The 21,336-nt window shown below is 62.4% G+C and carries 25 protein-coding genes; 16 read left to right on the top strand and 9 right to left on the bottom strand.

Translation table 11 applies throughout. From position 1 onward, the window contains the following. The first annotated feature begins 48 nt into the window (after window positions 1-48). A complete protein-coding gene (locus AC1Q61_RS25725) occupies window positions 49-396 on the top strand; it encodes a hypothetical protein (RefSeq protein WP_042921001.1) in 348 nt (115 codons plus the stop codon). On the opposite strand, the gene AC1Q61_RS25720 is transcribed toward AC1Q61_RS25725, so the two are convergent. Further along, entirely contained in the window at window positions 385-804 is a 420-nt protein-coding gene (locus AC1Q61_RS25720; RefSeq protein WP_037129880.1) for an RNHCP domain-containing protein, read from the bottom strand. The genes AC1Q61_RS25725 and AC1Q61_RS25720 overlap by 12 nt on opposite strands. An 11-nt stretch (window positions 805-815) precedes the next feature. Beyond that, complete coding sequence (locus AC1Q61_RS25715) at window positions 816-1,178, bottom strand: RNHCP domain-containing protein (protein ID WP_042920997.1); 363 nt, start codon at window positions 1,176-1,178, stop codon at window positions 816-818. Between the two features lie 435 nt (window positions 1,179-1,613). On the opposite strand from AC1Q61_RS25715, the gene AC1Q61_RS25710 reads away from it, so the two are divergent. The 3 genes from AC1Q61_RS25710 to AC1Q61_RS25700 are packed head-to-tail and all read left to right on the top strand — an operon-like array spanning window position 1,614 to window position 4,916. After that, the gene (locus tag AC1Q61_RS25710) at window positions 1,614-2,819 is read left to right on the top strand and encodes an iron-containing alcohol dehydrogenase (protein WP_003942060.1); all 1,206 of its coding nucleotides are present in this window, start codon (window positions 1,614-1,616) and stop codon (window positions 2,817-2,819) included. Window positions 2,820-2,862: 43 nt separating this feature from the next. After that, complete coding sequence (locus tag AC1Q61_RS25705) at window positions 2,863-4,236, top strand: MadS family sensor histidine kinase (protein WP_003941844.1); 1,374 nt, start codon at window positions 2,863-2,865, stop codon at window positions 4,234-4,236. Beyond that, on the top strand, window positions 4,233-4,916 hold the full coding sequence (locus AC1Q61_RS25700; protein WP_003942005.1) for a MadR family response regulator transcription factor: 684 nt from the start codon (window positions 4,233-4,235) through the stop codon (window positions 4,914-4,916). Before AC1Q61_RS25705 ends, AC1Q61_RS25700 begins: the two co-directional genes overlap by 4 nt. On the opposite strand, the gene AC1Q61_RS25695 is transcribed toward AC1Q61_RS25700, so the two are convergent. Together AC1Q61_RS25695 and AC1Q61_RS25690 are read right to left on the bottom strand one after the other, a co-directional pair. Next, on the bottom strand, window positions 4,913-5,452 hold the full coding sequence (locus AC1Q61_RS25695) for an RNA polymerase subunit sigma (RefSeq protein WP_042921062.1): 540 nt from the start codon (window positions 5,450-5,452) through the stop codon (window positions 4,913-4,915). The genes AC1Q61_RS25700 and AC1Q61_RS25695 overlap by 4 nt on opposite strands. An 83-nt stretch (window positions 5,453-5,535) precedes the next feature. After that, window positions 5,536-6,030, bottom strand: coding sequence for a GbsR/MarR family transcriptional regulator (locus tag AC1Q61_RS25690; RefSeq protein WP_007728322.1), 495 nt, complete (start codon window positions 6,028-6,030; stop codon window positions 5,536-5,538). Window positions 6,031-6,098: 68 nt separating this feature from the next. Here AC1Q61_RS25690 and AC1Q61_RS25685 point away from each other — a divergent pair, with 68 nt between their 5' ends. Both AC1Q61_RS25685 and AC1Q61_RS25680 read left to right on the top strand, forming a co-directional pair. Further along, window positions 6,099-7,034 (top strand): ABC transporter ATP-binding protein, encoded by a 936-nt coding sequence (locus tag AC1Q61_RS25685; RefSeq protein ID WP_003942009.1) that lies wholly within the window; start codon window positions 6,099-6,101, stop codon window positions 7,032-7,034. After that, window positions 7,031-8,701 (top strand): ABC transporter permease, encoded by a 1,671-nt coding sequence (locus AC1Q61_RS25680; RefSeq protein ID WP_215515751.1) that lies wholly within the window; start codon window positions 7,031-7,033, stop codon window positions 8,699-8,701. The genes AC1Q61_RS25685 and AC1Q61_RS25680 overlap by 4 nt, the downstream gene beginning before the upstream one ends. Before the next feature lie 12 nt (window positions 8,702-8,713). Here the strand turns inward: AC1Q61_RS25680 and AC1Q61_RS25675 are convergent, their stop codons facing one another. Then, entirely contained in the window at window positions 8,714-9,502 is a 789-nt protein-coding gene (locus AC1Q61_RS25675) for a thioesterase family protein (RefSeq protein ID WP_042920993.1), read from the bottom strand. Between the two features lie 233 nt (window positions 9,503-9,735). Next, a complete protein-coding gene (locus AC1Q61_RS25670; RefSeq protein ID WP_007728315.1) occupies window positions 9,736-10,212 on the bottom strand; it encodes a MaoC/PaaZ C-terminal domain-containing protein in 477 nt (158 codons plus the stop codon). A 110-nt stretch (window positions 10,213-10,322) separates the two neighbouring features. On the opposite strand from AC1Q61_RS25670, the gene AC1Q61_RS25665 reads away from it, so the two are divergent. Further along, window positions 10,323-10,748: a DUF6314 family protein gene (locus tag AC1Q61_RS25665; protein WP_042920992.1), complete on the top strand. Its 426-nt coding sequence runs from the start codon at window positions 10,323-10,325 to the stop codon at window positions 10,746-10,748. Between the two features lie 16 nt (window positions 10,749-10,764). Here AC1Q61_RS25665 and AC1Q61_RS25660 read toward each other — a convergent pair whose 3' ends face one another. Continuing rightward, entirely contained in the window at window positions 10,765-10,977 is a 213-nt protein-coding gene (locus AC1Q61_RS25660) for a TOBE domain-containing protein (RefSeq protein ID WP_003942061.1), read from the bottom strand. A gap of 141 nt (window positions 10,978-11,118) precedes the next feature. Between AC1Q61_RS25660 and AC1Q61_RS25655 the strand changes: the two genes are divergently transcribed. Further along, entirely contained in the window at window positions 11,119-11,322 is a 204-nt protein-coding gene (locus AC1Q61_RS25655; RefSeq protein ID WP_042920990.1) for a DUF4287 domain-containing protein, read from the top strand. A 6-nt stretch (window positions 11,323-11,328) separates the two neighbouring features. On the opposite strand, the gene mftM is transcribed toward AC1Q61_RS25655, so the two are convergent. Together mftM and mftR are read right to left on the bottom strand one after the other, a co-directional pair. After that, on the bottom strand, window positions 11,329-12,162 hold the full coding sequence (mftM, locus tag AC1Q61_RS25650; RefSeq protein ID WP_042920988.1) for a mycofactocin oligosaccharide methyltransferase MftM: 834 nt from the start codon (window positions 12,160-12,162) through the stop codon (window positions 11,329-11,331). Between the two features lie 29 nt (window positions 12,163-12,191). Continuing rightward, complete coding sequence (gene mftR, locus AC1Q61_RS25645; protein ID WP_007728311.1) at window positions 12,192-12,791, bottom strand: mycofactocin system transcriptional regulator MftR; 600 nt, start codon at window positions 12,789-12,791, stop codon at window positions 12,192-12,194. A 150-nt stretch (window positions 12,792-12,941) separates the two neighbouring features. Between mftR and mftA the strand changes: the two genes are divergently transcribed. From mftA to AC1Q61_RS25605, 8 genes are all read left to right on the top strand, one after another. Continuing rightward, window positions 12,942-13,037 carry a mycofactocin precursor MftA gene (gene mftA / locus AC1Q61_RS25640; RefSeq protein ID WP_063836238.1) on the top strand — a complete coding sequence of 32 codons (96 nt, stop codon included), beginning with the start codon at window positions 12,942-12,944 and terminating at the stop codon, window positions 13,035-13,037. Continuing rightward, the gene (gene mftB / locus AC1Q61_RS25635; RefSeq protein ID WP_007728309.1) at window positions 13,022-13,309 is read left to right on the top strand and encodes a mycofactocin biosynthesis chaperone MftB; all 288 of its coding nucleotides are present in this window, start codon (window positions 13,022-13,024) and stop codon (window positions 13,307-13,309) included. The genes mftA and mftB overlap by 16 nt, the downstream gene beginning before the upstream one ends. Before the next feature lie 76 nt (window positions 13,310-13,385). Beyond that, window positions 13,386-14,603 (top strand): mycofactocin radical SAM maturase, encoded by a 1,218-nt coding sequence (gene mftC, locus AC1Q61_RS25630; protein WP_492651237.1) that lies wholly within the window; start codon window positions 13,386-13,388, stop codon window positions 14,601-14,603. Window positions 14,604-14,658: 55 nt separating this feature from the next. Beyond that, complete coding sequence (gene mftD / locus AC1Q61_RS25625; protein ID WP_003942047.1) at window positions 14,659-15,837, top strand: pre-mycofactocin synthase MftD; 1,179 nt, start codon at window positions 14,659-14,661, stop codon at window positions 15,835-15,837. 26 nt (window positions 15,838-15,863) lie between these two features. Then, window positions 15,864-17,795 carry a mycofactocin system FadH/OYE family oxidoreductase 1 gene (locus AC1Q61_RS25620; protein ID WP_116057005.1) on the top strand — a complete coding sequence of 644 codons (1,932 nt, stop codon included), beginning with the start codon at window positions 15,864-15,866 and terminating at the stop codon, window positions 17,793-17,795. Further along, on the top strand, window positions 17,792-18,619 hold the full coding sequence (locus AC1Q61_RS25615; RefSeq protein WP_003941966.1) for a mycofactocin-coupled SDR family oxidoreductase: 828 nt from the start codon (window positions 17,792-17,794) through the stop codon (window positions 18,617-18,619). The genes AC1Q61_RS25620 and AC1Q61_RS25615 overlap by 4 nt, the downstream gene beginning before the upstream one ends. Beyond that, window positions 18,619-20,568, top strand: a complete 1,950-nt coding sequence (locus tag AC1Q61_RS25610) for a mycofactocin system FadH/OYE family oxidoreductase 2 (RefSeq protein ID WP_215515753.1) — start codon at window positions 18,619-18,621, stop codon at window positions 20,566-20,568. Before AC1Q61_RS25615 ends, AC1Q61_RS25610 begins: the two co-directional genes overlap by 1 nt. Window positions 20,569-20,620: 52 nt before the next feature. Next, window positions 20,621-21,336 (top strand): DUF222 domain-containing protein (locus AC1Q61_RS25605; protein WP_492654908.1); only part of this gene is annotated, 716 nt, incomplete at its 3' end.

Genomic DNA, 21,336 nt, shown 5'->3' with positions numbered 1-21,336 from the left:
CACTTCACCGATGTCACTGCGCGATCTGTCGTGAACTAGTTTGATCTCATGTCCGAAATCAGGGGATCGATCTGGCGACCGATCGCGGCGCTGACAGTGCTCGGCGCCGTGTGTGGGGTTGTGGCGCTCGGCGTGTTTCAGTGGTGGTGGAAGTCGTTGGCGTCACCGCACATTCTCACCGGAGGATCCTATCGGGAGCCGTTTTCCGAACCGACGTACACCGGACCCATATTCATGGACCTCTTTCCGGCAGAACCTGCCCCGTGGCTGTACTCGGGACTGGTCCTCGGACCGACTGTGGTCGGCTTGCTCGCCGGGATCGTGTTCGTGGTGTTCGTCCGGTGTAATCGTGCGCAGAACCGCACGATTGCACCGGACGAATCATCAGAGCGCTAGCAACGCGCGCGAGCGCAGGCGAGGGTCTGCCAACGGACGTAGCGCCAAGCGCAGCAGGACCAAGACGTTGTCGTCGCCGGCAATCCTGTTGACTTTCAACGTATTGCACTCGACACACTGGTGAACGAGCATCCATTCACCGTCTTGCCGGACCGACAGGCAGAGCGCCGCCATGGCACCTCGGCACTGTTGTGCTCGGTCGCCCGGAACGCGACCGTCCACGTGGCGGCTGGCCAGACAGTTCGGGCAGTGGTTCCGATGAGCGGTACCCGGCGCCGCAGTGGAGATGTCCAAACGGCATGTGAGACAACGGAAGCTCGATCCTTGTTCTCCGCCGATTCCGTGCAGTACGTGCTTGGCCCGTTGCGGTGCCCGCCGCGGGCGGGTGCTGGGATTCCTACGTGGCATCTGATTCCCCCTCACAAGTCGCCGAAGGCTTCGAGCGGGAAGGGCGGTTGCGCGAGCGGCCGCACTGCCATTCTCATCAACAACAACTGGTTGTCGTCTCGGCTGACGGGGTTGGAGGTGAGCTCGAGGCACTGTGCGCAGCGGTGGATGATCATCCAATCGCCACTGCGCAGTACTGCGATCGAAATGGGAGCCATCCGCATTCCGCAGTCCGACGGTCCACCTTCCACCTGGTCGAACAGGTGTCGGGAAAGCAGGCAACTGGGGCAGTGGTTTCGGCGATCACCATCGGGGCCGTAGGTCATGACTGTGAGTCCGCACTGAATGCACGAGAAGGTGTCGGTTTTCGAGATGGAATTGTGTGATTGAGGCACTGGAGAACTCCTAGCTGAGTGAACAAAGCAGTAGGAGCAGGCCGAGGGGGCCTCGCGGCTGTCAGTCCGACGTTTGGAGGATCAGCATGTGACCCTCGAGGTTGCCGGCAGTGCAGGGGCGGGAGGCGCGCTCGGCGCGGGCTGGGTCATAAACACCTTCTGAATCGGTTCTACGGGCCACTCTGGCCGCAACCGAAAGTACAGCGGGACCTTCTCGCCGCGCCATTCATTTTCCCGAGACGCCTTACCTGCCCGAACGGGTAGGTAAGCGCCTCTCCTTCGGTGGGTGTGCCCCGACTGCTGTCCGCGTAGGCTCGGGGCCAGCGATTGTAAGGTGGATCACACCAGTGTGTGCACGTGGGAGTTGATGCGCTGAGAGCGACGGATGCGAAATCCCGACCGGAGATCTCAGAGCAGCGAGAGGAGAGTGGGGTCGTGTCCGTGGCATACCCGGATGCTGTGAACCACGGTGTTCATCGCCGCGGCACTGCTGCTCGACTGGTCAAATTTCACGCCCCCGAGATCGTCTTCGGTATCGGTTCCCTGGTCGAGGCAGCACACGCGACTCTGAGGTTCGGCGGGTTCCGACCATTCCTGGTCACCGATCCCGGTCTGATCGACGCGGGATGGGTCAGCGAACTCGAAGACCATCTCACGGAGCAGGGATTGACGGCGACGGTGTGGTCAGGGCTGACGCCCAATCCCAAGGACTTCGAGATCGCGGCCGGTTTCGAGGTGTACCAGGAAGGTGAGTGTGACGTCATCATCGCGCTCGGCGGCGGTTCCGTCATCGACGCGGCTAAGGGTGTAGCCGTCCTCGCTGCCAACGGTGGCAACATACTCGACTACGAGGGGGTAGATCAGGCGACCAAACCGATCCCGCCGTTGGTGATGGTTCCCACCACGTCCGGCACGGGCGCGGACGTGTCGCAGTTCTGCATCGTCACGGACACGACCCGCGGCACCAAGATCACCATCATCGGCCGGGCGCTGGTTCCCGATGTGACGGTCATCGATCCGCGGTTGCTCACGACGATGCCCGAGTGGCTCAATGCGGCAACAGGATTGGACGCACTGACGCACGGAATCGAAGCCTTCGTCTCACTGGCGCACAATCCGTTGACCGATCATCACGCGCTCCGCGCTGTCGGCCTCGTGACCGAGAATCTGGTGCACACGATCCAGGACCCGATGGAGATGGAAGCTCGATCGGTGATGGCGCAGGCGAGCCTCGAGGCCGGGTTGGCGTTCACCAACGCGATACTCGGAGCCGCGCACGCCATGAGCCATCAGGTGGGCGGCATGCTCGACCTTCCGCACGGCGTCATCAACGGAATTCTCTTGCCCCACGTCATCCGGTTCAATTCCACCACGGACGCCGCCCCCTTTGTCGCCATCGCTGCGGCACTGAGTCTTCCCGAGCAGCGCGGCACCCCGGAGGAAGCAGCGCTGGCGGTGGCCGACCGTGTCGAACGTCTCGCCCGGGAGGTCGGTGTGCCGAAGGGACTGGGGGAGTTGGGTGTTCGCGAGGAAGACCTGAGTAGGCTCGCCAGCTTCGCGTTGCTCGACGCCTGCATGTCCACCAATCCCAGGGAAGCGACGCAGGAACAGATGGTGGCGTTGTTCCGAGGTGCCTTGTGAAGATGGACGCTGTGAAGAGGGCCGCTGTGAATTGGTGCAGGCGATGACCGCGGACCTGTCCCGGCTCACCGGATTACGATCGGGTAAGAGTTCGTTCTACCCGCAGTATCGCGGTGCGGCCGAGCGCCTCGAACGCGTCGTGCATGCCTTGGAGTTGATCTCGCGGGCTTTGGTGCGCACCGTCGAGGGGCCGGAAACCCTCGTCTGCGCGGTCGCGGAAGCTGCCCGTGCGCATCTGAGTGCCAACTGGATAGTCTTCGCCTTGGCTGACGGAACATTGCCCGACGCCGGACCACGGCGACTGGTTCTCGGCCCGGACGCCACCCCTTTTCTGGTCGACAATGTGGAGGGGCCGCCACTTCCGGAGGACGTCGTCGAATGCCTCGACGACATCCGGTACGGAAGAATCGAATCCAACTCGGTGATCGACGCGCACTACGCGTTTGTGCCGATCGTGCTCGGTGGCGGCGTGGTAGGTGCCTTTGCAGCCTGGACGCCGGCCAACCGAACCCTCGACACGACGGACGGAGCCGTGCTCAGCATTCTGGCCAGCCAGACTGCTGTGGCTCTGCAGAATTCGGCGCTCTATCAGCGCGGACAACTACTGCTCGAGCGTGCCGAAGATGCGTATGCGGAGGCCAATCGTACTGCAGCCGACCTTGCGGTGCGCAACAGCGAATTGGAGTCCACTCAGCGTCAACTCGGAGTGGCGCACCGGCACCAAGTGGTCGACGACGAACGTCACCGGATCGCCCGCGAACTGCACGACAGTGTGACACAGGCGGTGTTGTCGGCGGGCATGCAGATCGAGGTCTGCCGGAGCGACATCCCGGAGGCTGAACGCAGTGAAAGACTGGACTTGGCAAAGGATTTGACCAGGAGGGCGGTCGAGCAGCTTCGTTCGGCGATCTATGCGCTCAATCATTCGTCGGACGCGGACCGGACGTCGTTGCCCGAGATGCTCGAGCAACTCGGCGTGGTTCACATGCCGGACGAGTTGGCGGTGAGCGTTCGCGTCGGCGGTACCCCGACCGAACTTCCGGGCGATGCCGAACACGCTCTTCTCCGGATCGCTGGGGAAGCTCTCTTCAATGCAGCGGTCCATGCTCACGCGAATCGGGCGGTGCTACGTCTGACCTATCGGGCGGACTCCGTGTTGCTGTCGGTCTCCGACGACGGTGACGGCGACCCTGCGCGAATGCGTCTGATCCTCAAACTCGCAGCCACCAACGACGTCGACGGCCGCCATCGCGGTCTCGCGAACATGCAGGCGCGAACACTCGAGTTGGGTGGTGCGCTCGAAGTACGGCGCGCGCGGATCGGTGGGATTCAGATTCTCGTGCGACTACCACTGCCGTTCGACTCGGGCATGGAAAACCTTTGCTCCACAACTGAAATCGAGAGCGAGGAATCATGACCACTGCGCGTCCCGTCATCACCCGCGGAGCATCGCCGGTTCAGGGATTGGTTCGAATCGTCCTGGTCGACGACCATGCAATTCTGCGGCAAGGGCTCCGCTCGGTTCTCGAGCGCGAAAGCGATCTCGAGATCGTGGGGGAGGCGTCGTCCCTCGCCGAGGCCCTCGCCGTGGTCGACAAGGTCGGCCCGGACATCGTCCTGATGGATCTCAAACTCTCCGCCAGTTCCGACTACGAGGGACTGACCCTGTGTGGCCAGCTGTCCTCGGCGCATCCCGGCCTCGGACTGTTGGTTCTCACCACGTTTCTCGACGATCAACTGGTGGTGCGAGCGGTGCACGCGGGTGCTCGCGGCTATGTCGTCAAAGACGTCGACACCACCGAATTGGTGCGTGCGATCAGGGCGGTCTCGCGGGGTGAGAGTGCGTTCGATTCGCGCAGCGCGTCAGCTGTCGTGCGATCGCTCAACGGGCAGTCGTCGTCGAAAGAACGATTGACCGATCGCGAACTCGAAGTGCTCAGACTCCTCGCAAACGGCTTGTCCAACATCAAGATCGGTGAGAGATTGTTCATCTCACCGACCACCGTCAAATTTCACGTCAGCAACATCATGCGCAAACTCGAGGTGAGCCGTCGAGCAGAGGCCGTCTACGCCGCGAGTAAGCAAGGTCTGATCTAGCTCCGCTCGGAGACCGTCCAGGCGCGCAGCGCTTGATGCTGTACGAGGAGCACGCTCGAACGAGTTGTGCGCAGAGTCGACGCGGTCATCTCGGCAGTCAGACCCACTGCGATTCGTAGTACCAGAACCTCACGTTGGTCGTCGGTCAGGCGACGCGGGCGTTTGAATTGTCCGTCGATGTTGCGTGACTGGGGAATTGACGCAATTCGTCGAGAGGCCAACTCGTACGCGAAGGTCTCGATGCGTGTGTCGGCCGAGATCGTGTCGGACATTCGTGTGACGACGTCCAGGGTGCATTGGTGGGCGAGATCGTCGGCGAACGTCGCGACGGGCGTCCCGAGGAGTCTGGCGCGATAGTAGAGAACGACGCGAGGGTGCAACCGGGCCAGTAGTTTCGACAGTGCATGGTGATCACCGGCGAATGCCTCGGCGGCGGTGCGATTCAGGGAAATCGATCGTTCACAGGTTTCGGGTGAAGCGGTACGCGCGAAGGGTGGAGTCGGTGAAGTGTTCGCGCCCCTGATCGACAGCTTCATCAGCAACTCCTCGATTACACCGCACCTGACCATGCTGGAACGAGAATTGAGGTACCCCGCCGAAATTGCGGGTAAACCTGAAGTTACCTGCCAGGTGTCCGGTCTTTTCGCCGGGAGCGCCAGTCCGCGAGCATTCGCGGCATTTCCGCGGCCATGAAGTCGAAGAAGTCGCGCAGATCTGCCATTCGATCGCCGGCTGTGGTTCCTTCACCGAGGACTCGTATGCCCTCGTCCGCAACTGCCGAGACCTGGTAGAGCGAGGACTGTTTCGTGACAAACGCGTCGGCCCACATGTCGACGCTGACGCAGTAGTGCTGACGCCGCGATCCGGGGACGGCCACACGCTCGATCAATCCGACTTGCTGGAGGTATCTGACGGCTCCGGAAATGGCGGCGGGGCTCACTCCCAACCGAGATCCGAGATCTCCTGGCGTGGACGAGGGTGTCTCGCTGGTCATCAACGCGGCCCAGACGCGGGCGGGCATCGGCGGAAAACCCATGTCGCTCAGTACGAGTGAGAGTCGCTCGACATAGTGTCGGCTCTCGTCCGGTGCAACGGTGTGGCTGGTGTCGGTCATCGGAACCCTTCGATCTTTCCGTCTATTCTATCTTCACACATTTGTGAAATCGGCGTACGGTCAAATTCATGGGTGCGGCAATTTCAGTGAAAAGCCTCGTCAAGACCTTCGGTACCACCCGCGCGCTGGACGGCCTCGACCTCGACGTCTCGACGGGTGAAGTGCACGGATTCCTGGGGCCGAACGGTTCCGGAAAGTCCACCACTATTCGGGTGCTCCTCGGCCTGCTCCGCTCGGACTCCGGAGACGCAACCGTTCTCGGCGGCGATCCGTGGCGAGACGCTGTTACTTTGCATCGACGTCTCGCCTATGTGCCTGGCGACGTGAATCTGTGGCCCAACCTCACCGGCGGTGAGGCTATCGATCTGTTGGCGGGCCTGCGCGGTGGCCTGGACCGAAAACGCCGCAGCGAGTTGCTCGATCGCTTCGAATTGGACCCGACCAAGAAGGCGCGCACGTACTCGAAAGGTAACCGGCAGAAGGTTGCACTCGTGGCCGCGTTCTCGTCCGACGTCGACCTTTACGTCCTCGACGAACCCACATCGGGGCTCGACCCGTTGATGGAGGCGGTATTCCAGGACTGCGTCGAGGAGGTGGCTCACGCCGGAAAGACGGTACTGCTGTCGAGCCATATCCTCGCCGAGGTCGAAGCGCTGTGCGATCGTGTGAGCATCATCCGCGACGGGCGGACGGTGGAAGAGGGAACACTGTCCGAACTCAGGCATCTCACGCGCACGTCCGTCGCGGCGGAGACGCAGCGTCCGATCGGTGGACTCGACGGACTGGGCGGTGTCCACGACGCCGTGATCGACGGTAACCACGTCACCTGCGAAGTCGACAGCGCGCAACTCGGACCACTCATGACGTACTTGGTCGGATTCGGAATCGTGGCGCTCACTTCCACTCCGCCGACTCTCGAAGAACTTTTCTTGCGGCACTACGGTGACGAACGGGCCAGGGAGACTTCGGTACACCTGCGAGCCGAGACCGGAGTACGGCCGTGACCGTTGTTGTCGAGGCCGCTTCACCGGTACCGGCCTCGGCAAGTCAATTCACCGGCACACGCCGACTGGTTCGGCTGGCTTTGCGGCGGGACCGAATTCAGCTCTCCGTGTGGGTTATCTCCATCGTCTTGTTCATGCTGCTGGTTGTCGCCAGTGTGACCGGGCTGTACTCGACACCCGAGGAATTACGAAACATCGCAGTCAGTTCCGCGGTATCGCCGGTCGCGCTGGCGACCAACGGGATCGTGTCCGGTGATTCGCAGGGCGCGATAGTCGCCAGTCAGTCGGTGCTCGTGTTCGCGTTGGTGGCCGCATTGATGAGCACCCTTGCGGTGGTTCGCCATACGCGACAGAACGAGGAGACCGGCCGAGCCGAGATGATCGGTGCAGCGGTGGTAGGTCGACGAGCGCTCCTGACCTCCGCACTGATCGTAACGGTCGGTGCGAACGTCGTTCTTGCACTGGGAATTGCACTGGGATCGATCGCCGTCGGTTTGCCTGTCGTCGGTTCGTTCGCGTTGGGCGCCTCGATAGGTGGGACCGGAATCGCGTTTGCCGGAGTGGCAGCCGTGACGGCGCAGATCACCGACGGTGCTCGTACGGCCAACGGCCTGGCGGGTGCCGCGATCGGCGTTGCGTTCATGCTGCGCGCGATCGGCGACGTGAACAGTACGGTCGTCGACGACGGAACTCGCGTGGTCAGTGGCTGGTTGTCGTGGCTCTCGCCGATCGGATGGGCACAACAGATCAGACCTTTCGACGACGACGCCTGGTGGATCCTGTTGTTGCTGATCGGATTCGCGGCTGTGCACGTGGTGGTGGCTTTTGTTCTCATCGGCCATCGCGATCAGGGAGCGGGACTCGTTCAGCCCCGACCCGGCCCGCCAGTCGCGGCATCGTGGCTACCGTCGGCTTGGGGCCTGGCGTGGCGCATGCAGCGAATGACGATGTTCTGGTGGATCTTTGCCGTTGTCATACTCGGGTTCGCGTACGGCGCTGTGGGCAACGAGATCGACGCGATGGTGGGATCGTCGCAGCAGGCCGCGGAGATGTTCGAGAAACTTGGCGGCGGCGGATCGGATCTGGTGGATTCCTACTTGGCCACTGCTCTGGGGCTCACGTCGATAGTCATCGCGGCGTATTCGGTCCAGAGTCTTCTCCGGATGCGGGGCGAGGAAACTTCGGGACGGCTCGAACCGTTGCTGGCAACGTCTTTGTCGCGGTGGAGGTGGATGCTTTCCCACCTGGGTGTGGTTGTGGGCGGCGTGATCCTCGCGCACGTCTTGATGGGTGCCTTCACCGGATTTGCCTTCGGGCTCGTCACGGACGACATCGGCGGCAACACACTTCGCATGACTGGCGCCGCGTTGGCCTATCTGCCTGCGGTGCTCGTAGTCGTGGGGTTGGTGTCGTTGGCTTTCGGACTGTTTCCGACGTACGCGTCGGCGCTCTCCTGGGGAATCTTGGCGGCATGCATCGTGCTCGGGCAACTCGGCACGTTGCTGAAGCTTCCGCAGGTAGTGCTGGATCTGTCGCCCTACACTCACGTGCCGGGTGCCCCTGCCGAGCCGGTGACAGTTCTGCCACTGCTGGCAATGATCGTTGTGGCAGTGGTGCTTTCGACAGCATCGCTTGTTGCGTTCCGTCGTCGCGACCTCCAGGTGTAGGAGAGCTGAAACTCAACTCAGAATTCGACGAAGCTGGCGAGCCCGAGCAGCAAGTCGTCCGGTCGAGTCGAATAGTTCGGATTCGTCAACACAGAGAGTGTCCGTCGCCCAGGCAGTCCCGTGGCGTAGGCGATACCACGGTGACAGCGTTCGGGGATCTGCCGTGAGGTGCTCCGGGGTGAAATGCGCGGTGAACTCGATGGTCGGTATGGCCACGGGCATCGTCAGTGTCGCGAACAGTCCGGGCGGAAGCGCGTCGAGAAGGACCGCGGCGCGCTCTTGGGCCGTGAAATCGAGGTCTGTGAGCAGGCGGATCCAGACGTCGAATTCAGGGGAGTCGCCACCGGCGAACGGCCTCGCGGAATTGATCGGCCGGATGTCGAGGTGCTGGGCGAACGGCACAAAATCCACCGGGATCTCCAGCGGCGGCAGGGTTGACGGGTCGGCCGGAGCCGGTTCGGCGACAGGGGCGGACATTGTTGTAGCTCCTATGTCGCGGGCCAACCGAACGAGAGCGGATCCCGAACCGGTCAGCGTGACGTGGCAACTGACGGTCCGCCCGCCCCGCATCTCGCCGACAGTCAACTCGGCCGGCCCAGGAGGAACGGGGCGGTCCAGATGCGCCGTGACTGCCAGCGGTTCGGCTCCGGACGCGTCGGCCGCCACCCGCAGCATCCGTGCAATTGCGAGTCCGCCCTGGATGCCGTCGAAACTCCGCCAACTGGAGTCGAATTCGGTGTGATGACGCGCTGCGTCGGTCGACGGCGCGGCCGCCACTGATGCCTGACTAGTAATTGCCATAGTCAGCACCCTAGATGCTGACTATGGCTATGGCAAGCTAGGGTCTATTCGGGAGTGCTGGACGACCCACCGAAGAGCATGTAGATGAGGATCTGAAGAATGCCGAGAGGATTGATCTCGCCGAGGCTGCTCATGTGTGAGGAACTCCTGATTGCAGGGATGGGTATTGTTGCGTCGCAACGTCACTGAAAGTACGGCAATTCGAACAGTGTGGTGCGAAATTTACCGATAATTCACTGTCCGCGAGTCGAGCGGCAGTGCAGGTAGGCGTCAGTGACCACGTCGAGAACGCGATTGCCGTGTGCATCGACCAATTTCGCTGTGATGGTCACCAATCCTCGCGCGCGATTGTCGAACACGACGTTGTCGACGGTGACCTTTCCGCTCAGGGTGTCACCGGGGCGAAGCGGACGGAGGAAGCTCACGTCGCGCATGGTTTTCCCGGCGATCACGTTCCACTGGTCGTAGAGACTGGCGACCACCAACTTCTGGCAGATCGACAGGGTGTGCAGCCCGCTGGCGATCAACCCGCCGAAGACGCCGGACTCGGCGGCTTCCTTGTCGACGTGAAACCACTGGGGATCCCACTGAGTTGCGAACTCGACGATTTCCTCTTCGGTCACCGAATACGAACCCAATGGGATCACTTGGCCGATCTCGAGATCCTCGGCGAACACTGCGCGTTTGTGAAGGGCGGCCGAATCGTTCATGGTTGTGAAAATCTCCTGCGTGTTCCGGGTGTACTCGGAACATACTCTCGCAGTGTGTTCGAGTCGGTCTCCGGTGTCGTCGGGCAATGCAGGGTCACTAGAATCGCCACATGGTCGACGACGCGAAAATCGAGCCGAGGGCGCTGGTAGGAAAGTGGCACTTCGAGCGGGACATCGTCGACCGCCTTTCCGGTTCCACCAAGCATGTATTCGGCGAGACCACTATCTCCGACGCCGGTGACGGTCGGATGCGCTGGTACGAGAGCGGCACGCTGCGTGACGGCGACCTGGAATTACCCGTGTTCCGAACTCTGTTCGTTGCCGAGCGCGGCCTCGAGTGGGCCGTGACATTCGAAGACGGCAGAGAGTTCCACGACTGGGCGCCGGGGGAGGAAGTCGAGCACCTGTGCGGTGCGGATACCTACCGCGGGCGAATCGACGTCACTGCCGGAGATCGATCGACCTGGACTGTCGTCTGGACCGTGACGGGGCCGAGCAAGGACTACACGATGACCACGCATCTCACCCGGCCCTGATCACATCGCTCGCCAGTTACTCGACGCCGATCGTCACCTCGGTGGACTTCACGAATACCGTTGCGGCTTGGCCTGGTTCAAGATCGAGATCCAGTGCGGCATCGCGGGTGATCGACGAGGTCACAATCTGATTCCCGCCGTCCAACTTCACCTTGACCGTCGCCATGACGGTGCCGAGGTTGACCTCGGTTATGGTGCCGGTGAGTTGATTTCGTGTGGACAGTCGCATCGCTGAACTCCTGTGCTCTCGGGTGGGTGTTCTTCGACCATAATGCGATGGTCGCGTATCTACCCAGCGATTCCGCAGGTGCGGACATGCGGGCGCCGCCGGTGCGCGAATATTGTCGGGCGGTGGAGGTAGATTCCGGTCATGACTGAACCCGTGAAAGGCCCGGCGTCGTATTTTCCGTCGATCGAGAAGAAGTACGGTCGGCCGATCGGTGAATGGCAAGAGCTGATCAGAAGCTCAGACCTCACGAAGCACATGGAATTGGTCAACTGGTTGAAGTCGGAGCACAGTATGGGTCATGGGCACGCGAATGCGCTTGTCGCCCATACGCTGAAAGAAGGGTAGTTCTTTTCAGGCGGCCGATGCGTCCAGCACCAACCAGCCGCCGTGATGCTCGAATACCTCGAACGGCACACGGCTCTGCCGGCCGACCGCACGCAGTGACTCGAGATCGAAAGTGCGGATGTGGCCGTGGCACGCGGTGGCTTCGTCTTCGAAGGGGACGGCAAGGACGACCCGTTGACGCGCGATCCGGAGTGCTTGCGCGATCACGGCCTCGCCGACTGCGTCGTCGACGTGTTCGAGGAGATGAATCGCGGTGACGGTGTCGGCGCTGTTGTCCGGTGCCGGTACTTCACCCGCGTCGCAGATCACCGTGTCGATCGTGATGCCGAGTTCGGGGGCAACCGCGTCGAGCAGGATCATCGTTCCGGGCAGGATGTCCGTGGCGGTCACGTCCATTCCGGCGCGCGCGAGCCGCAGGGGCAGGAAACCGAAGCAGGAACCCAGATCGAGCACGGAACCGCGGACCAGCTCTTCGGCTTTGTCGTGAATCGGCGCGAAATCTGCAGTGCCGTCCAGTAGTTCGGCAAGTGAGTTCCGGTAGTAGGTGGTCCAGGATTCGAGAGCGCCGTCCACGGTGGAGCGAACCAGGCCGACCATCGTCAACTCGAATTCGTCCTGGCCGAACTCCGCGTCCTGGATCGACGAGGTGACTCCGGCGACGAGTCGCTCACTCAGATCGGCGGGAGTGAGGGAGTGCCTGACGTGGAGGCGACCGCCTCGGCGATCGAGCGAGATCGGACCGGACTCGACGCGTTCGACGGTGACATGTCCGAACGACCACAAGCCCGGCGTCGACGGCGCCAGGGAATCCAGGACGGGTTCGTTCGTGATGGTGGACATGATCGCCTTTCTCAGGTGGTGATGCTTTCTCAGGTGCTGATACCGGTCCGCAGGGACTGCGTACCTGTTTTCAAGAGTTCCGGTAGCTCGAGTGAATCGTCGGTGAGCCACTGCTCGTACGCCGACATCGCGACCCCGAGCAGAAGATAGCCGACCGTGCGTGGGCCGTGATCGGTCGGCTCGAGATTCATTCGGCGTGCGACGTAGTCGGCGACCACCTGCCGCCAACCTTCGTACATCACCACAGAGTATGCCTGAAGCGTCGGAACTTCGAGGATCAATTCCATCCGTTTGCGATGTACCGCAGTCTCTTCCGGTGGGAAGGTGTTGAACGTCAACAATGCGGATTCGAGTGCGTCGACCAACGGAATATCAGCGGGCAGTGAATCCAGGTGCTCGCGCATCTCGTCGAGATGTCCGTCGAAGTCTCCCCAGGGGACGGCGTTCTTGGACGGGAAGTAGCGAAAGAAGGTCCGACGCGCGATGCCGGCGGCGTCGGCTATCTGGTCGACGCTCACCTCGTTGAAGCCGACTGTCGAAAACAGTTCGATCCCGATCGTGCTGATTCCCTCCTTCGTTGTGGAGGGGCGACGACCTATCCGAGCGGACGGTTTCTTGCGGCTACGCATACTTTTTTCGCTCCATGTGTGTCATTCTGCACTCGATGCCATTACAGTGGTGAACCGAGTCACAGTGAAGTCCCACTAGTGACCACCAACTCCCAGGTTGGAAGTCTGATCTACAGACTTCCAGACGGAGTGCGACCGCAGGAGGAATCCATGTCAGATCGTGACAACAAGGCGCTCGAGAACGACCTCGTCGAGGAGTCCCTCGTGGAGGAAGTTTCCATCGACGGCATGTGCGGCGTGTACTGACCGTGTCTGCTTTGGATCTCGATGCGGGGTGGAAACTCCACCCGCAGGTAGCGCTTCGCCCCGAACCTTTCGGGGCGTTGCTCTACCACTTCGGAACACGCAAGCTGTCGTTCCTGAAGAACACGACCATCGTTGCGGTGGTCAAGGCGTTGCCAGACCATCCTGATGTCCGGTCCGCACTACGTGCGCAAGGCATCGAAGATGACGCGGCTCCCCAATATGCCCGCGCGCTGAGCACTCTCGCCGACTCGCACATGATCGTGCCTGTCTGAGCCAGACGCTCGCCCCCACGTGCGGAACAGCCCTTCCGCACGTTCGCCCGCTTCATTTCTTCGCGAGGACACAGCCATGACCTCAGTTCTTGAACAGCCCTCCCCGCCCGCCAAGGTGGGTCGCCTCGTCGATCAGTTCGAACTCGGACTCGACGCCCCCATCTGCCTGACGTGGGAACTCACCTACGCCTGCAACCTGTCCTGCGTGCACTGCCTTTCGTCGTCGGGTCGTCGTGACCCCAACGAGCTGAGCACCGAACAGTGCAAGTCCATCATCGACGAGCTGCAGCGTATGCAGGTTTTCTACGTCAACATCGGTGGCGGCGAGCCGACGGTACGCTCCGACTTCTGGGAGCTCGTCGACTACGCGACCGACCACCAGGTTGGTGTGAAGTTCTCCACCAACGGCGTGAAGATCGACAAGAAGGTCGCGGCGCGCCTCGCAGCCAGTGACTACGTCGACGTGCAGATTTCCATCGACGGTGCCACCGCTGAGGTCAATGACGCTGTGCGCGGGCCTGGTTCGTTCGCGATGGCCGAGCGCGCTCTCGCGAACCTGAAGGAAGCCGGCTTCAAGGACGCCAAGATTTCGGTGGTCGTCACGCGGCACAACGTCAGTCAGCTCGACGAGTTCAAGGCTCTCGCGGACGAGTACGACGCGACCCTGCGCATCACTCGACTGCGTCCTTCGGGCCGCGGCGCCGACGTGTGGGACGACCTGCACCCGCGTCCGGAGCAGCAGCGTGAGCTCTACAACTGGCTGGTCGCCAATGGCGAAGGCGTCCTGACGGGCGACTCGTTCTTCCACCTCTCCGCCTTCGGCGATGCACTGCCCGGTCTCAATCTCTGTGGCGCGGGCCGCGTCGTGTGCCTGATCGACCCGGTCGGTGACGTGTACGCATGCCCCTTCGCGATTCACGAGCAGTTCCTCGCCGGAAACATCGTGAAAGACGGTGGATTCCAGGAAGTCTGGCAGCACTCGGACCTGTTCGAGGAGCTGCGCTCGCCCCAAACCGGTGGCGCCTGCAGCAAGTGCAACCACTACGACTCCTGCCGCGGCGGCTGCATGGTGGCCAAGTTCTTCACCGGACTGCCGATGGACGGACCTGACCCCGAGTGCGTCATCGGTAACGGTGAAATGGCACTGGCGTCGGCGGGCGAGGTCCCGAAGTCCAGTGTCGACCACTCCCGTTCCGGTCAACGTAAGACCCCACGCGCATCGGTGCCACTGACACTGATGATGCGTCCGCCCGCCAAGATTTGTGACGAAAACCCGCTTGCGGGAATGCAGTAACTACTGCGCGATACCGACAGTGCGGCGAAAGCTGCACCCCAGAGAGGTCAGTTCAATGGCTAAGAATGCTTTCTTCGAGACGGTGGCAGAAGCACAGCGCCGTGCGAAGAAGAGGTTGCCCAAGTCCGTGTACGCGGCGTTGGTGGCGGGATCCGAGAAAGGGCTGACGGTCGACGACAACGTCGCGGCATTCAGCGAATTGGGTTTCGCTCCCCACGCTGCCGGGCTGTCGGACAAGCGCGAGATGTCCACCACCATTATGGGCCAGGACATTTCGTTGCCCGTCATGATTTCACCGACCGGTGTGCAGGCAGTGCACCCCGACGGTGAAGTAGCGGTAGCCCGTGCGGCTGCAGCACGGGGAACAGCCATCGGACTGAGTTCTTTTGCCAGCAAGTCCATCGAAGAAGTTGCCGCGGCCAACCCGCAGGTCTTCTTCCAGATGTATTGGGTCGGCAGCCGCGACGTGCTCCTGCAGCGTATGGAGCGCGCTCGCGCTGCCGGCGCCAAGGGCCTGATCATCACCACCGACTGGTCCTTCTCGTACGGTCGCGACTGGGGCAGCCCGTCCATCCCCGAAAAGATGGACCTCAAGGCGATGTTCCAGTTCGCACCCGAGGGAATCATGCGCCCGAAGTGGTTGCTCGAGTTCGCCAAGACCGGCAAGATCCCGGACCTGACCACCCCCAACCTCGCGGCTCCCGGCCAGCCTGCACCGACGTTCTTCGGCGCATACGGCGAGTGGATGCAGACTCCGCTTCCGACGTGGGAAGACATCGCCTGGCTTCGTGAGCAGTGGGGTGGACCGTTCATGCTCAAGGGCATCATGCGCATCGACGACGCCAAGCGAGCTGTCGACGCCGGTGTCTCCGCTATCTCGGTCTCCAACCACGGTGGTAACAACCTCGACGGCACCCCGGCGCCGATCCGTGTGCTCCCGGGCATTGCCGAGGCCGTGGGCGATCAGGTGGAAGTTGTTCTCGACGGCGGCATTCGACGCGGCGGCGACGTCGTCAAGGCGCTCGCACTCGGAGCCAAGGCCGTCATGCTCGGGCGCGCCTACCTGTGGGGCCTCTCGGCCAACGGCCAGGCCGGTGTCGAGAACGTGCTCGACCTCATGCGGATGGGCATCGACTCGGGGCTGATGGGCCTCGGCCACTCGTCCATCACCGAACTGAGCCCGGCGGACCTGGTGATTCCGGAAGGCTTCACACGCACATTGGGTGCCAGCTGAGATTACGGCTCCGATAGAGCTGTGAGTTGACACTCGACGAACACACGACCCTGGCCGGACGCCTCGTCCGGTCCAGGGTTGTTTTCGGTCCGCACGAGACCAATCTTGCTGTGGGACGCTCGCTTTCCGATCGGCACCGTGCGTACTACCAGCGCCGCGCCGAGGGTGGAACCGGGATCGTCGTCACCGAAGTGGCCTCGGTATCGGAGAACGACTGGCCGTACGAGCGGGCGCCGTTGGCGTCGCAATGTGGCCCGGGGTGGCAGTCGATCGCGGCTGCATGTGCTCCGTACGGAACGCTGGTTCTGGCCGGGCTCGGTCATACCGGGATGCAGGGATCGAGCGCATACTCCCAGTCGGTGCTGTGGGGACCGTCCAGAGTGGCCGACCCGGTGACGCGTGAGTTGCCGATGGCAATGGGGCAGGCGGAAATCGACCAGTTGATAGCCGGCTTCCGTGAGGCGTCGGCGCTGGCCGTCGCTTCGGGAATGGACGGAGTGGAACTCGATGCCGGTCCTCGAAGCATTCTGCGACAATTCCTTTCGGGTCTGACCAACACTCGGCAAGACCGATACGGTAGCGATCGCGTTGCTCTTGTTCGCGAGGTCATCTCGGCAGTGCGCGAGGAAGTCGGGTCGGATCACGTTGTCTCCCTGCGGTTGTCCTGTGACGAGGAAGCTCCATGGGCGGGCCTGACGCCCGATCTTGCCATCGGTATCGCGCGTGAAGTGTCTCCGTTCCTCGATCTCCTTGTCGTCGTTCGTGGCGGACTCTATTCGTCTGACCGGTACCGCCCCGATTTTCACTGCCCGCCGAACTTCAACCTCGATCTGTGCCGTGAGATCAAGGCCGCTCTGTCGATTCCTGTTGTCGTGCAGGGGAGCGTCGTGGACATCGCCGACGCTCACGCGGCGCTGGAAGTAGGTGAGTTCGTCGAGATGACCCGGGCCCAGATCGCAGACCCGGACCTGGTTGTGAAAGCCGCGCGCGGCGATCGTCCCCGGCCGTGTGTGCTCTGCAATCAGACGTGCCTCGTGCGTGATCCTCGCAATCCTGTCGTGACATGCGTCGGGAATCCGAGCGCGGGTTTCGAGACGGTGGACCCCGATGAGCGAGAGCAGATTTCGACACCGGGAGCCGTGCTGGTCGTGGGGGGTGGCCCCGCTGGGATGGAAGCCGCACGGATCTCGGCGGTGGCGGGGCACTCGGTCACACTCGTCGAGAGTTCATCGCAGTTCGGCGGCATGATCCGAACTTTTGCGCGAGGTGACGGCCGTAGCCGGTTCGCACTCCTCGCGCAGTGGCTGGAGGACGAATGCCGTCGTAGCGGCGTGACGATGCGGACCGGGGCGGCGCTCGACGCCCAAGGCCTGGGTGACGCACGCAGCCGGGGCGAGTTTGTTGTCGTTGCCACCGGTAGTGCTGCGAGGCCGCCGACGTATCCGGTCGACGATTCGGTTCGGTGGTTGGATGCGTCGGAAGCCTTCGAGAAGTTGAGCACCGTGGGGCCGGGTCCGGTCGCGCTGATCGATCCCCTCGGTGGACCGATCGCGGTGGCGTTCGCAGAAGCACTCGCGGCCCATGGCATCTCCGTCTCGATTGTGACTCCCGACAGCATCGTCGGTTCGAGGCTCGGCGCGAGTGGGGATCTGGTCGGCGCCAACACGCGCATCCAGCAGGCCGGGATCACCAGGGTGCTCGCGTCACGTGTCACCGAAATCGCACGAGGGGCCGTCTGCGTCGAACACGTCCATACCGGCGAGCGGTCACAGCTCGAGTGCGAAGTGGTGATCGACTGCTCGCCTCGTCTGCCGAACGAAACGCTGAAGGAAGAGGCCGACATTCAGGTGGGCGACTCGGTTGCCCCGAGAACTGTTCTCGAATCCATCCGCGAAGGGCGCTTTGCAGGGTTTACTACTAGAACGAGTTTCAATTCTGCAGAGAGGGCTATCTCATGACACAGGGTTCAGTTCGTTCGCTCGAAGGTCGCGTTGCTTTCATCACCGGCGCAGCGCGCGGTCAAGGACGTGCGCACGCGGTCAAGATGGCGCGCGAGGGAGCAGCGATCATCGCGGTCGACGTATGCGCGTCGGTGGCGTCGGACAATTCCTACGACGCAGCAACTTCCGAGGACTTTGCCGAGACGATACGTCTGGTGGAAGCGGAGGGCGGGAAGATCCTCGCCCGTGAGGTCGATGTCCGTGACGGCGCAGCGCTCACCGCGGTGGTCAAGGACGGCGTCGAACAGTTCGGACGTCTCGACATCGTGGTCGCCAACGCCGGGGTCTGCAACTGGAATCGATTCTGGGAAATGTCGGACGAGCAGTGGGAAACCCTGATCGACATCAACCTGACCGGAGTCTGGAAAACCCTCAAGGCCTCGGTGCCGGCGATCATCGAGGGTGGGCGCGGTGGATCGATCATCGTGGTCAGTTCGGTGGCCGGACTCAAGGCGCTGCCCGGACAGGCGCACTACGCGAGCGCCAAGTTCGGTCTCGTCGGTCTGACGCAGGCCGCGGCAAAGGAACTGGGGGAGTACAAGATCAGGGTCAACTCGATCCATCCTTACGGAGTGAATACGCCGATGGGGGTCGACCAGGGCGCTCTCGAGGTATTTGCAAAGTTTCCGCAGTACCTTCCCAACTTCACTCCGATCCTCTCGGACATCGCTTTCGCCGAACCTGACGAGATCGCCGATACCGTCCTGTGGCTCGCCGGTGACGGTTCCCGCACCGTCACGGCAAGTCATATCGCTCTCGATCAAGGAAACTCCAAGGTCTGATGACGCCGTACCCGCGCCTCTTCGCGCCACTGCGCCTGGGCAACCTGACACTCCGCAATCGGGTCGTGTTCTCCGCACACCTGACCAATTACGCGGAGAACGGGTTGCCGACGGAGCAGCACTCGAGCTACTACGAGGCGCGGGCACGCGGCGGTGCGGGTCTGATCATCACCGAGGAGCACTCGACGCATCCTTCGGATCGACCGTACGAGAAGATGATTGCGGGCTATCGGCCGGAAGCGATCGAGGGATACCGGCGGATCACCGACGCCGTTCATGCGCATGGTTCGTCGATTCTCGCGCAGATCAACCACAATGGGGGTCAGGGCGCTGGAACCTATTCGCGATCGCCGCTGTTGGCGCCGAGCGCCGTTGCGGATCCGTTGTTCCGCGAGGTGCCCAAGGCTGTCGACGACGCGGACATCGCCGAGATTCTCGCAGGGTTCGCCCTTGTTGCGCGCAACTGCGTTGCCGGTGGCTTCGACGGGGTGGAATTGCAGGCGTCGCAGTCGTCCATCGTGCGCGCGTTTCTCGCACCCTCGACCAACCTGCGCACCGATCGCTACGGCGGGGGCGTGGCGAATCGTGCGCGTTTCCTTCTCGAAGTGCTCGGGGTACTGCGCAAGGCCATCGGCCCGGATCGTGTGCTCGGTGTGCGCCTGAGTGGATACGAAGGAACGCGGGGTGGCATCGAACTGTCCGACGCAGTAGCCACCGCTCAACTCATCGAAGCTGACGGTCACGTCGACTACATCAACACCACCGTCGGAATGGCCACGGAAACACTGCATCTGGTGGAAGCATCGATGGCTGTACCCACCGGCTACGCCAACTTCGTCCCGTCTGCTATCAGGGAGGTCGTCGATCTTCCAGTCGTCGGAGTCGGCCGTTTCAAGACGCCGGAGCATGCCGAAGCCGCACTCGAGGACGGTGTATGCGATCTGGTGGGAGTAGTTCGCGGGCAGATCGCCGATCCGGATTTTGTGAACAAGGCGCGTGCTGGTCAATCGGTACAGGTGCGAACCTGCCTGTCCTGCAACCAGGAATGCGTCGGGCGGATGGGTCTGGGACGTTGGTTGGGGTGCACCGAAAATCCGCGCGCCGGTCGGGAATCGGTACCGCTGCCGATGCCGCGGCGACGGGGCCGCACGGTGGTGGTGGTCGGTGGTGGCCCGGCCGGCCTGCAAGCTGCGGCTACAGCGGCCCAGCGAGGTCATGCGGTGACGCTGTTCGAGCGTGAACGAAGACTTGGGGGACAGATTCTTACCGCCTCGGTGGTACCGGCTCGCCGTGAGCTCGCCGACCTCGTCCGGAATCTCGAATCTGAGTGTCGCCGAAGCGGTGTGACGATCGAGTTGGATGCTGGAGCCGATCTCGCGATCGTGGAGGAGCGCGCGCCCGAGGTGGTCGTGATTGCAACCGGAGCGCGGCCTGTGCGACCGGCGTGGGCGGGTGGATCAGAGCGTGTGGTGGGTGTTCGAGACGTTCTCGACGGCAAGATTCTGCCGAGTGGAACGGTGCTCGTCTACGACGAACTGGGATTCCATCAAGGTACGTCGGTGGCTGAGTTCCTCGCTGATCGAGGCTGTGCCGTCACGATCGCGACCAACGGCATGGTGGTCGCGCAGGACCTGAGCATCACCCTGGATTTCGAGGGGTGGAACCGCCGGGCGTTCGAGAAGTCGATCGGTCAACGGACAGATCTGATGGTGACTTCGGTGAGTGCTGGGGCCACGCCGCTCGTGAGCTTGGTTCACCTTCCGACGGGTGTGACCGAGGAAGTTGCAGTCGACTGGGTGGTCTTCGCGACACAGCAGGAACCTGTCGACGAGTTGTGGAACACCTTGCAGGGAAGCTGTTTCGAGAAATTTCGCATCGGTGACGCCTTGTCTCCGAGGCGTTCGCACGCGGCCGTCATCGAGGGGCATCGGGCCGCGTTGGCGATATAAGTCGTCCGTTTTGTCTCTGGTTCTCGAAAGTATGTTCGATTAAACTTTCGGCATGGACAGTCGGGGAGCGTGGCAGCTGGATGGCGAGGACCTCAAGAGTGAGGTTCTCGATCTGGTGCGCGCCCGGCACGAGTTGCAGTCGCGGTTGGTGTTGTTGATCGTGGAGATGTTTTCCCGTGAGGTTCTTGGCGGGAAGGGTTTTCGGGCGATCGCGCTGTGGTTGCATGGTTCGACGAATTTGGAGATCGGTGAGTGCAGTCTGCTGGTCGGGTTGGCGCGGTTGTTGATGCTCGAACCTGTTGTCGCGGATGCGTTTCATCGTGGTGACGTGGATGCGTTGAAGGCGCGGCAGGTGGCGTCGTTTTGTCAGCATCCGCCGAAGAACATGACGCCGGCGGATGTGGACAAGGCCCGCGGGATTCTGTTGGGGTTGGCGTCGAAGAACATCGCCGATTGTGATGCGGTGCGGGCGGCGATCCGGCGGATCGAGAAGCAGTACGGCAAGCGTGAGGACGGGGTTCCGGTCGGTGAGGATTCGGAGCGTAACGAGTTCTACGCGTCGAAAGGTTTGTACGGGCGTGTGTCGGTGAAGGGTGATCTGGATGCTGTGAACGGGGCGCGTCTGATCACGTTGTTGTCGAGCCTGTCGGCTCCGACGCCGGAGAAGGACGGGGTCAAGGACACCCGTACGCCGGCGCTGCGGCGGGCGGATGGGTTTTGCGAATTGTTGCGGCGGTACGAGCGGGCGGGGTTGGGTCCGATCGAGGG

This window comes from Rhodococcus sp. MPR-R1B (assembly GCF_058793255.1).
This window is presented reverse-complemented; position numbering and strand designations above follow the sequence as displayed.

Bases quoted from the DNA above. Each gene is read 5' to 3' on its own strand.
- AC1Q61_RS25725 (WP_042921001.1), top strand. From the start codon at position 49: ATGTCCGAAATCAGGGGATCGATCTGGCGACCGATCGCGGCGCTGACA.
- AC1Q61_RS25720 (WP_037129880.1), bottom strand. From the start codon at position 804: ATGCCACGTAGGAATCCCAGCACCCGCCCGCGGCGGGCACCGCAACGG.
- AC1Q61_RS25705 (WP_003941844.1), top strand. From the start codon at position 2,863: ATGACCGCGGACCTGTCCCGGCTCACCGGATTACGATCGGGTAAGAGT.
- AC1Q61_RS25700 (WP_003942005.1), top strand. From the start codon at position 4,233: ATGACCACTGCGCGTCCCGTCATCACCCGCGGAGCATCGCCGGTTCAG.
- AC1Q61_RS25695 (WP_042921062.1), bottom strand. From the start codon at position 5,452: ATGAAGCTGTCGATCAGGGGCGCGAACACTTCACCGACTCCACCCTTC.
- AC1Q61_RS25690 (WP_007728322.1), bottom strand. From the start codon at position 6,030: ATGACCGACACCAGCCACACCGTTGCACCGGACGAGAGCCGACACTAT.
- AC1Q61_RS25685 (WP_003942009.1), top strand. From the start codon at position 6,099: ATGGGTGCGGCAATTTCAGTGAAAAGCCTCGTCAAGACCTTCGGTACC.
- AC1Q61_RS25675 (WP_042920993.1), bottom strand. From the start codon at position 9,502: ATGGCAATTACTAGTCAGGCATCAGTGGCGGCCGCGCCGTCGACCGAC.
- AC1Q61_RS25670 (WP_007728315.1), bottom strand. From the start codon at position 10,212: ATGAACGATTCGGCCGCCCTTCACAAACGCGCAGTGTTCGCCGAGGAT.
- AC1Q61_RS25665 (WP_042920992.1), top strand. From the start codon at position 10,323: ATGGTCGACGACGCGAAAATCGAGCCGAGGGCGCTGGTAGGAAAGTGG.
- AC1Q61_RS25660 (WP_003942061.1), bottom strand. From the start codon at position 10,977: ATGCGACTGTCCACACGAAATCAACTCACCGGCACCATAACCGAGGTC.
- AC1Q61_RS25655 (WP_042920990.1), top strand. From the start codon at position 11,119: ATGACTGAACCCGTGAAAGGCCCGGCGTCGTATTTTCCGTCGATCGAG.
- mftM (WP_042920988.1), bottom strand. From the start codon at position 12,162: ATGTCCACCATCACGAACGAACCCGTCCTGGATTCCCTGGCGCCGTCG.
- mftR (WP_007728311.1), bottom strand. From the start codon at position 12,791: ATGCGTAGCCGCAAGAAACCGTCCGCTCGGATAGGTCGTCGCCCCTCC.
- mftA (WP_063836238.1), top strand. From the start codon at position 12,942: ATGTCAGATCGTGACAACAAGGCGCTCGAGAACGACCTCGTCGAGGAG.
- mftC (WP_492651237.1), top strand. From the start codon at position 13,386: ATGACCTCAGTTCTTGAACAGCCCTCCCCGCCCGCCAAGGTGGGTCGC.
- mftD (WP_003942047.1), top strand. From the start codon at position 14,659: ATGGCTAAGAATGCTTTCTTCGAGACGGTGGCAGAAGCACAGCGCCGT.
- AC1Q61_RS25615 (WP_003941966.1), top strand. From the start codon at position 17,792: ATGACACAGGGTTCAGTTCGTTCGCTCGAAGGTCGCGTTGCTTTCATC.
- AC1Q61_RS25610 (WP_215515753.1), top strand. From the start codon at position 18,619: ATGACGCCGTACCCGCGCCTCTTCGCGCCACTGCGCCTGGGCAACCTG.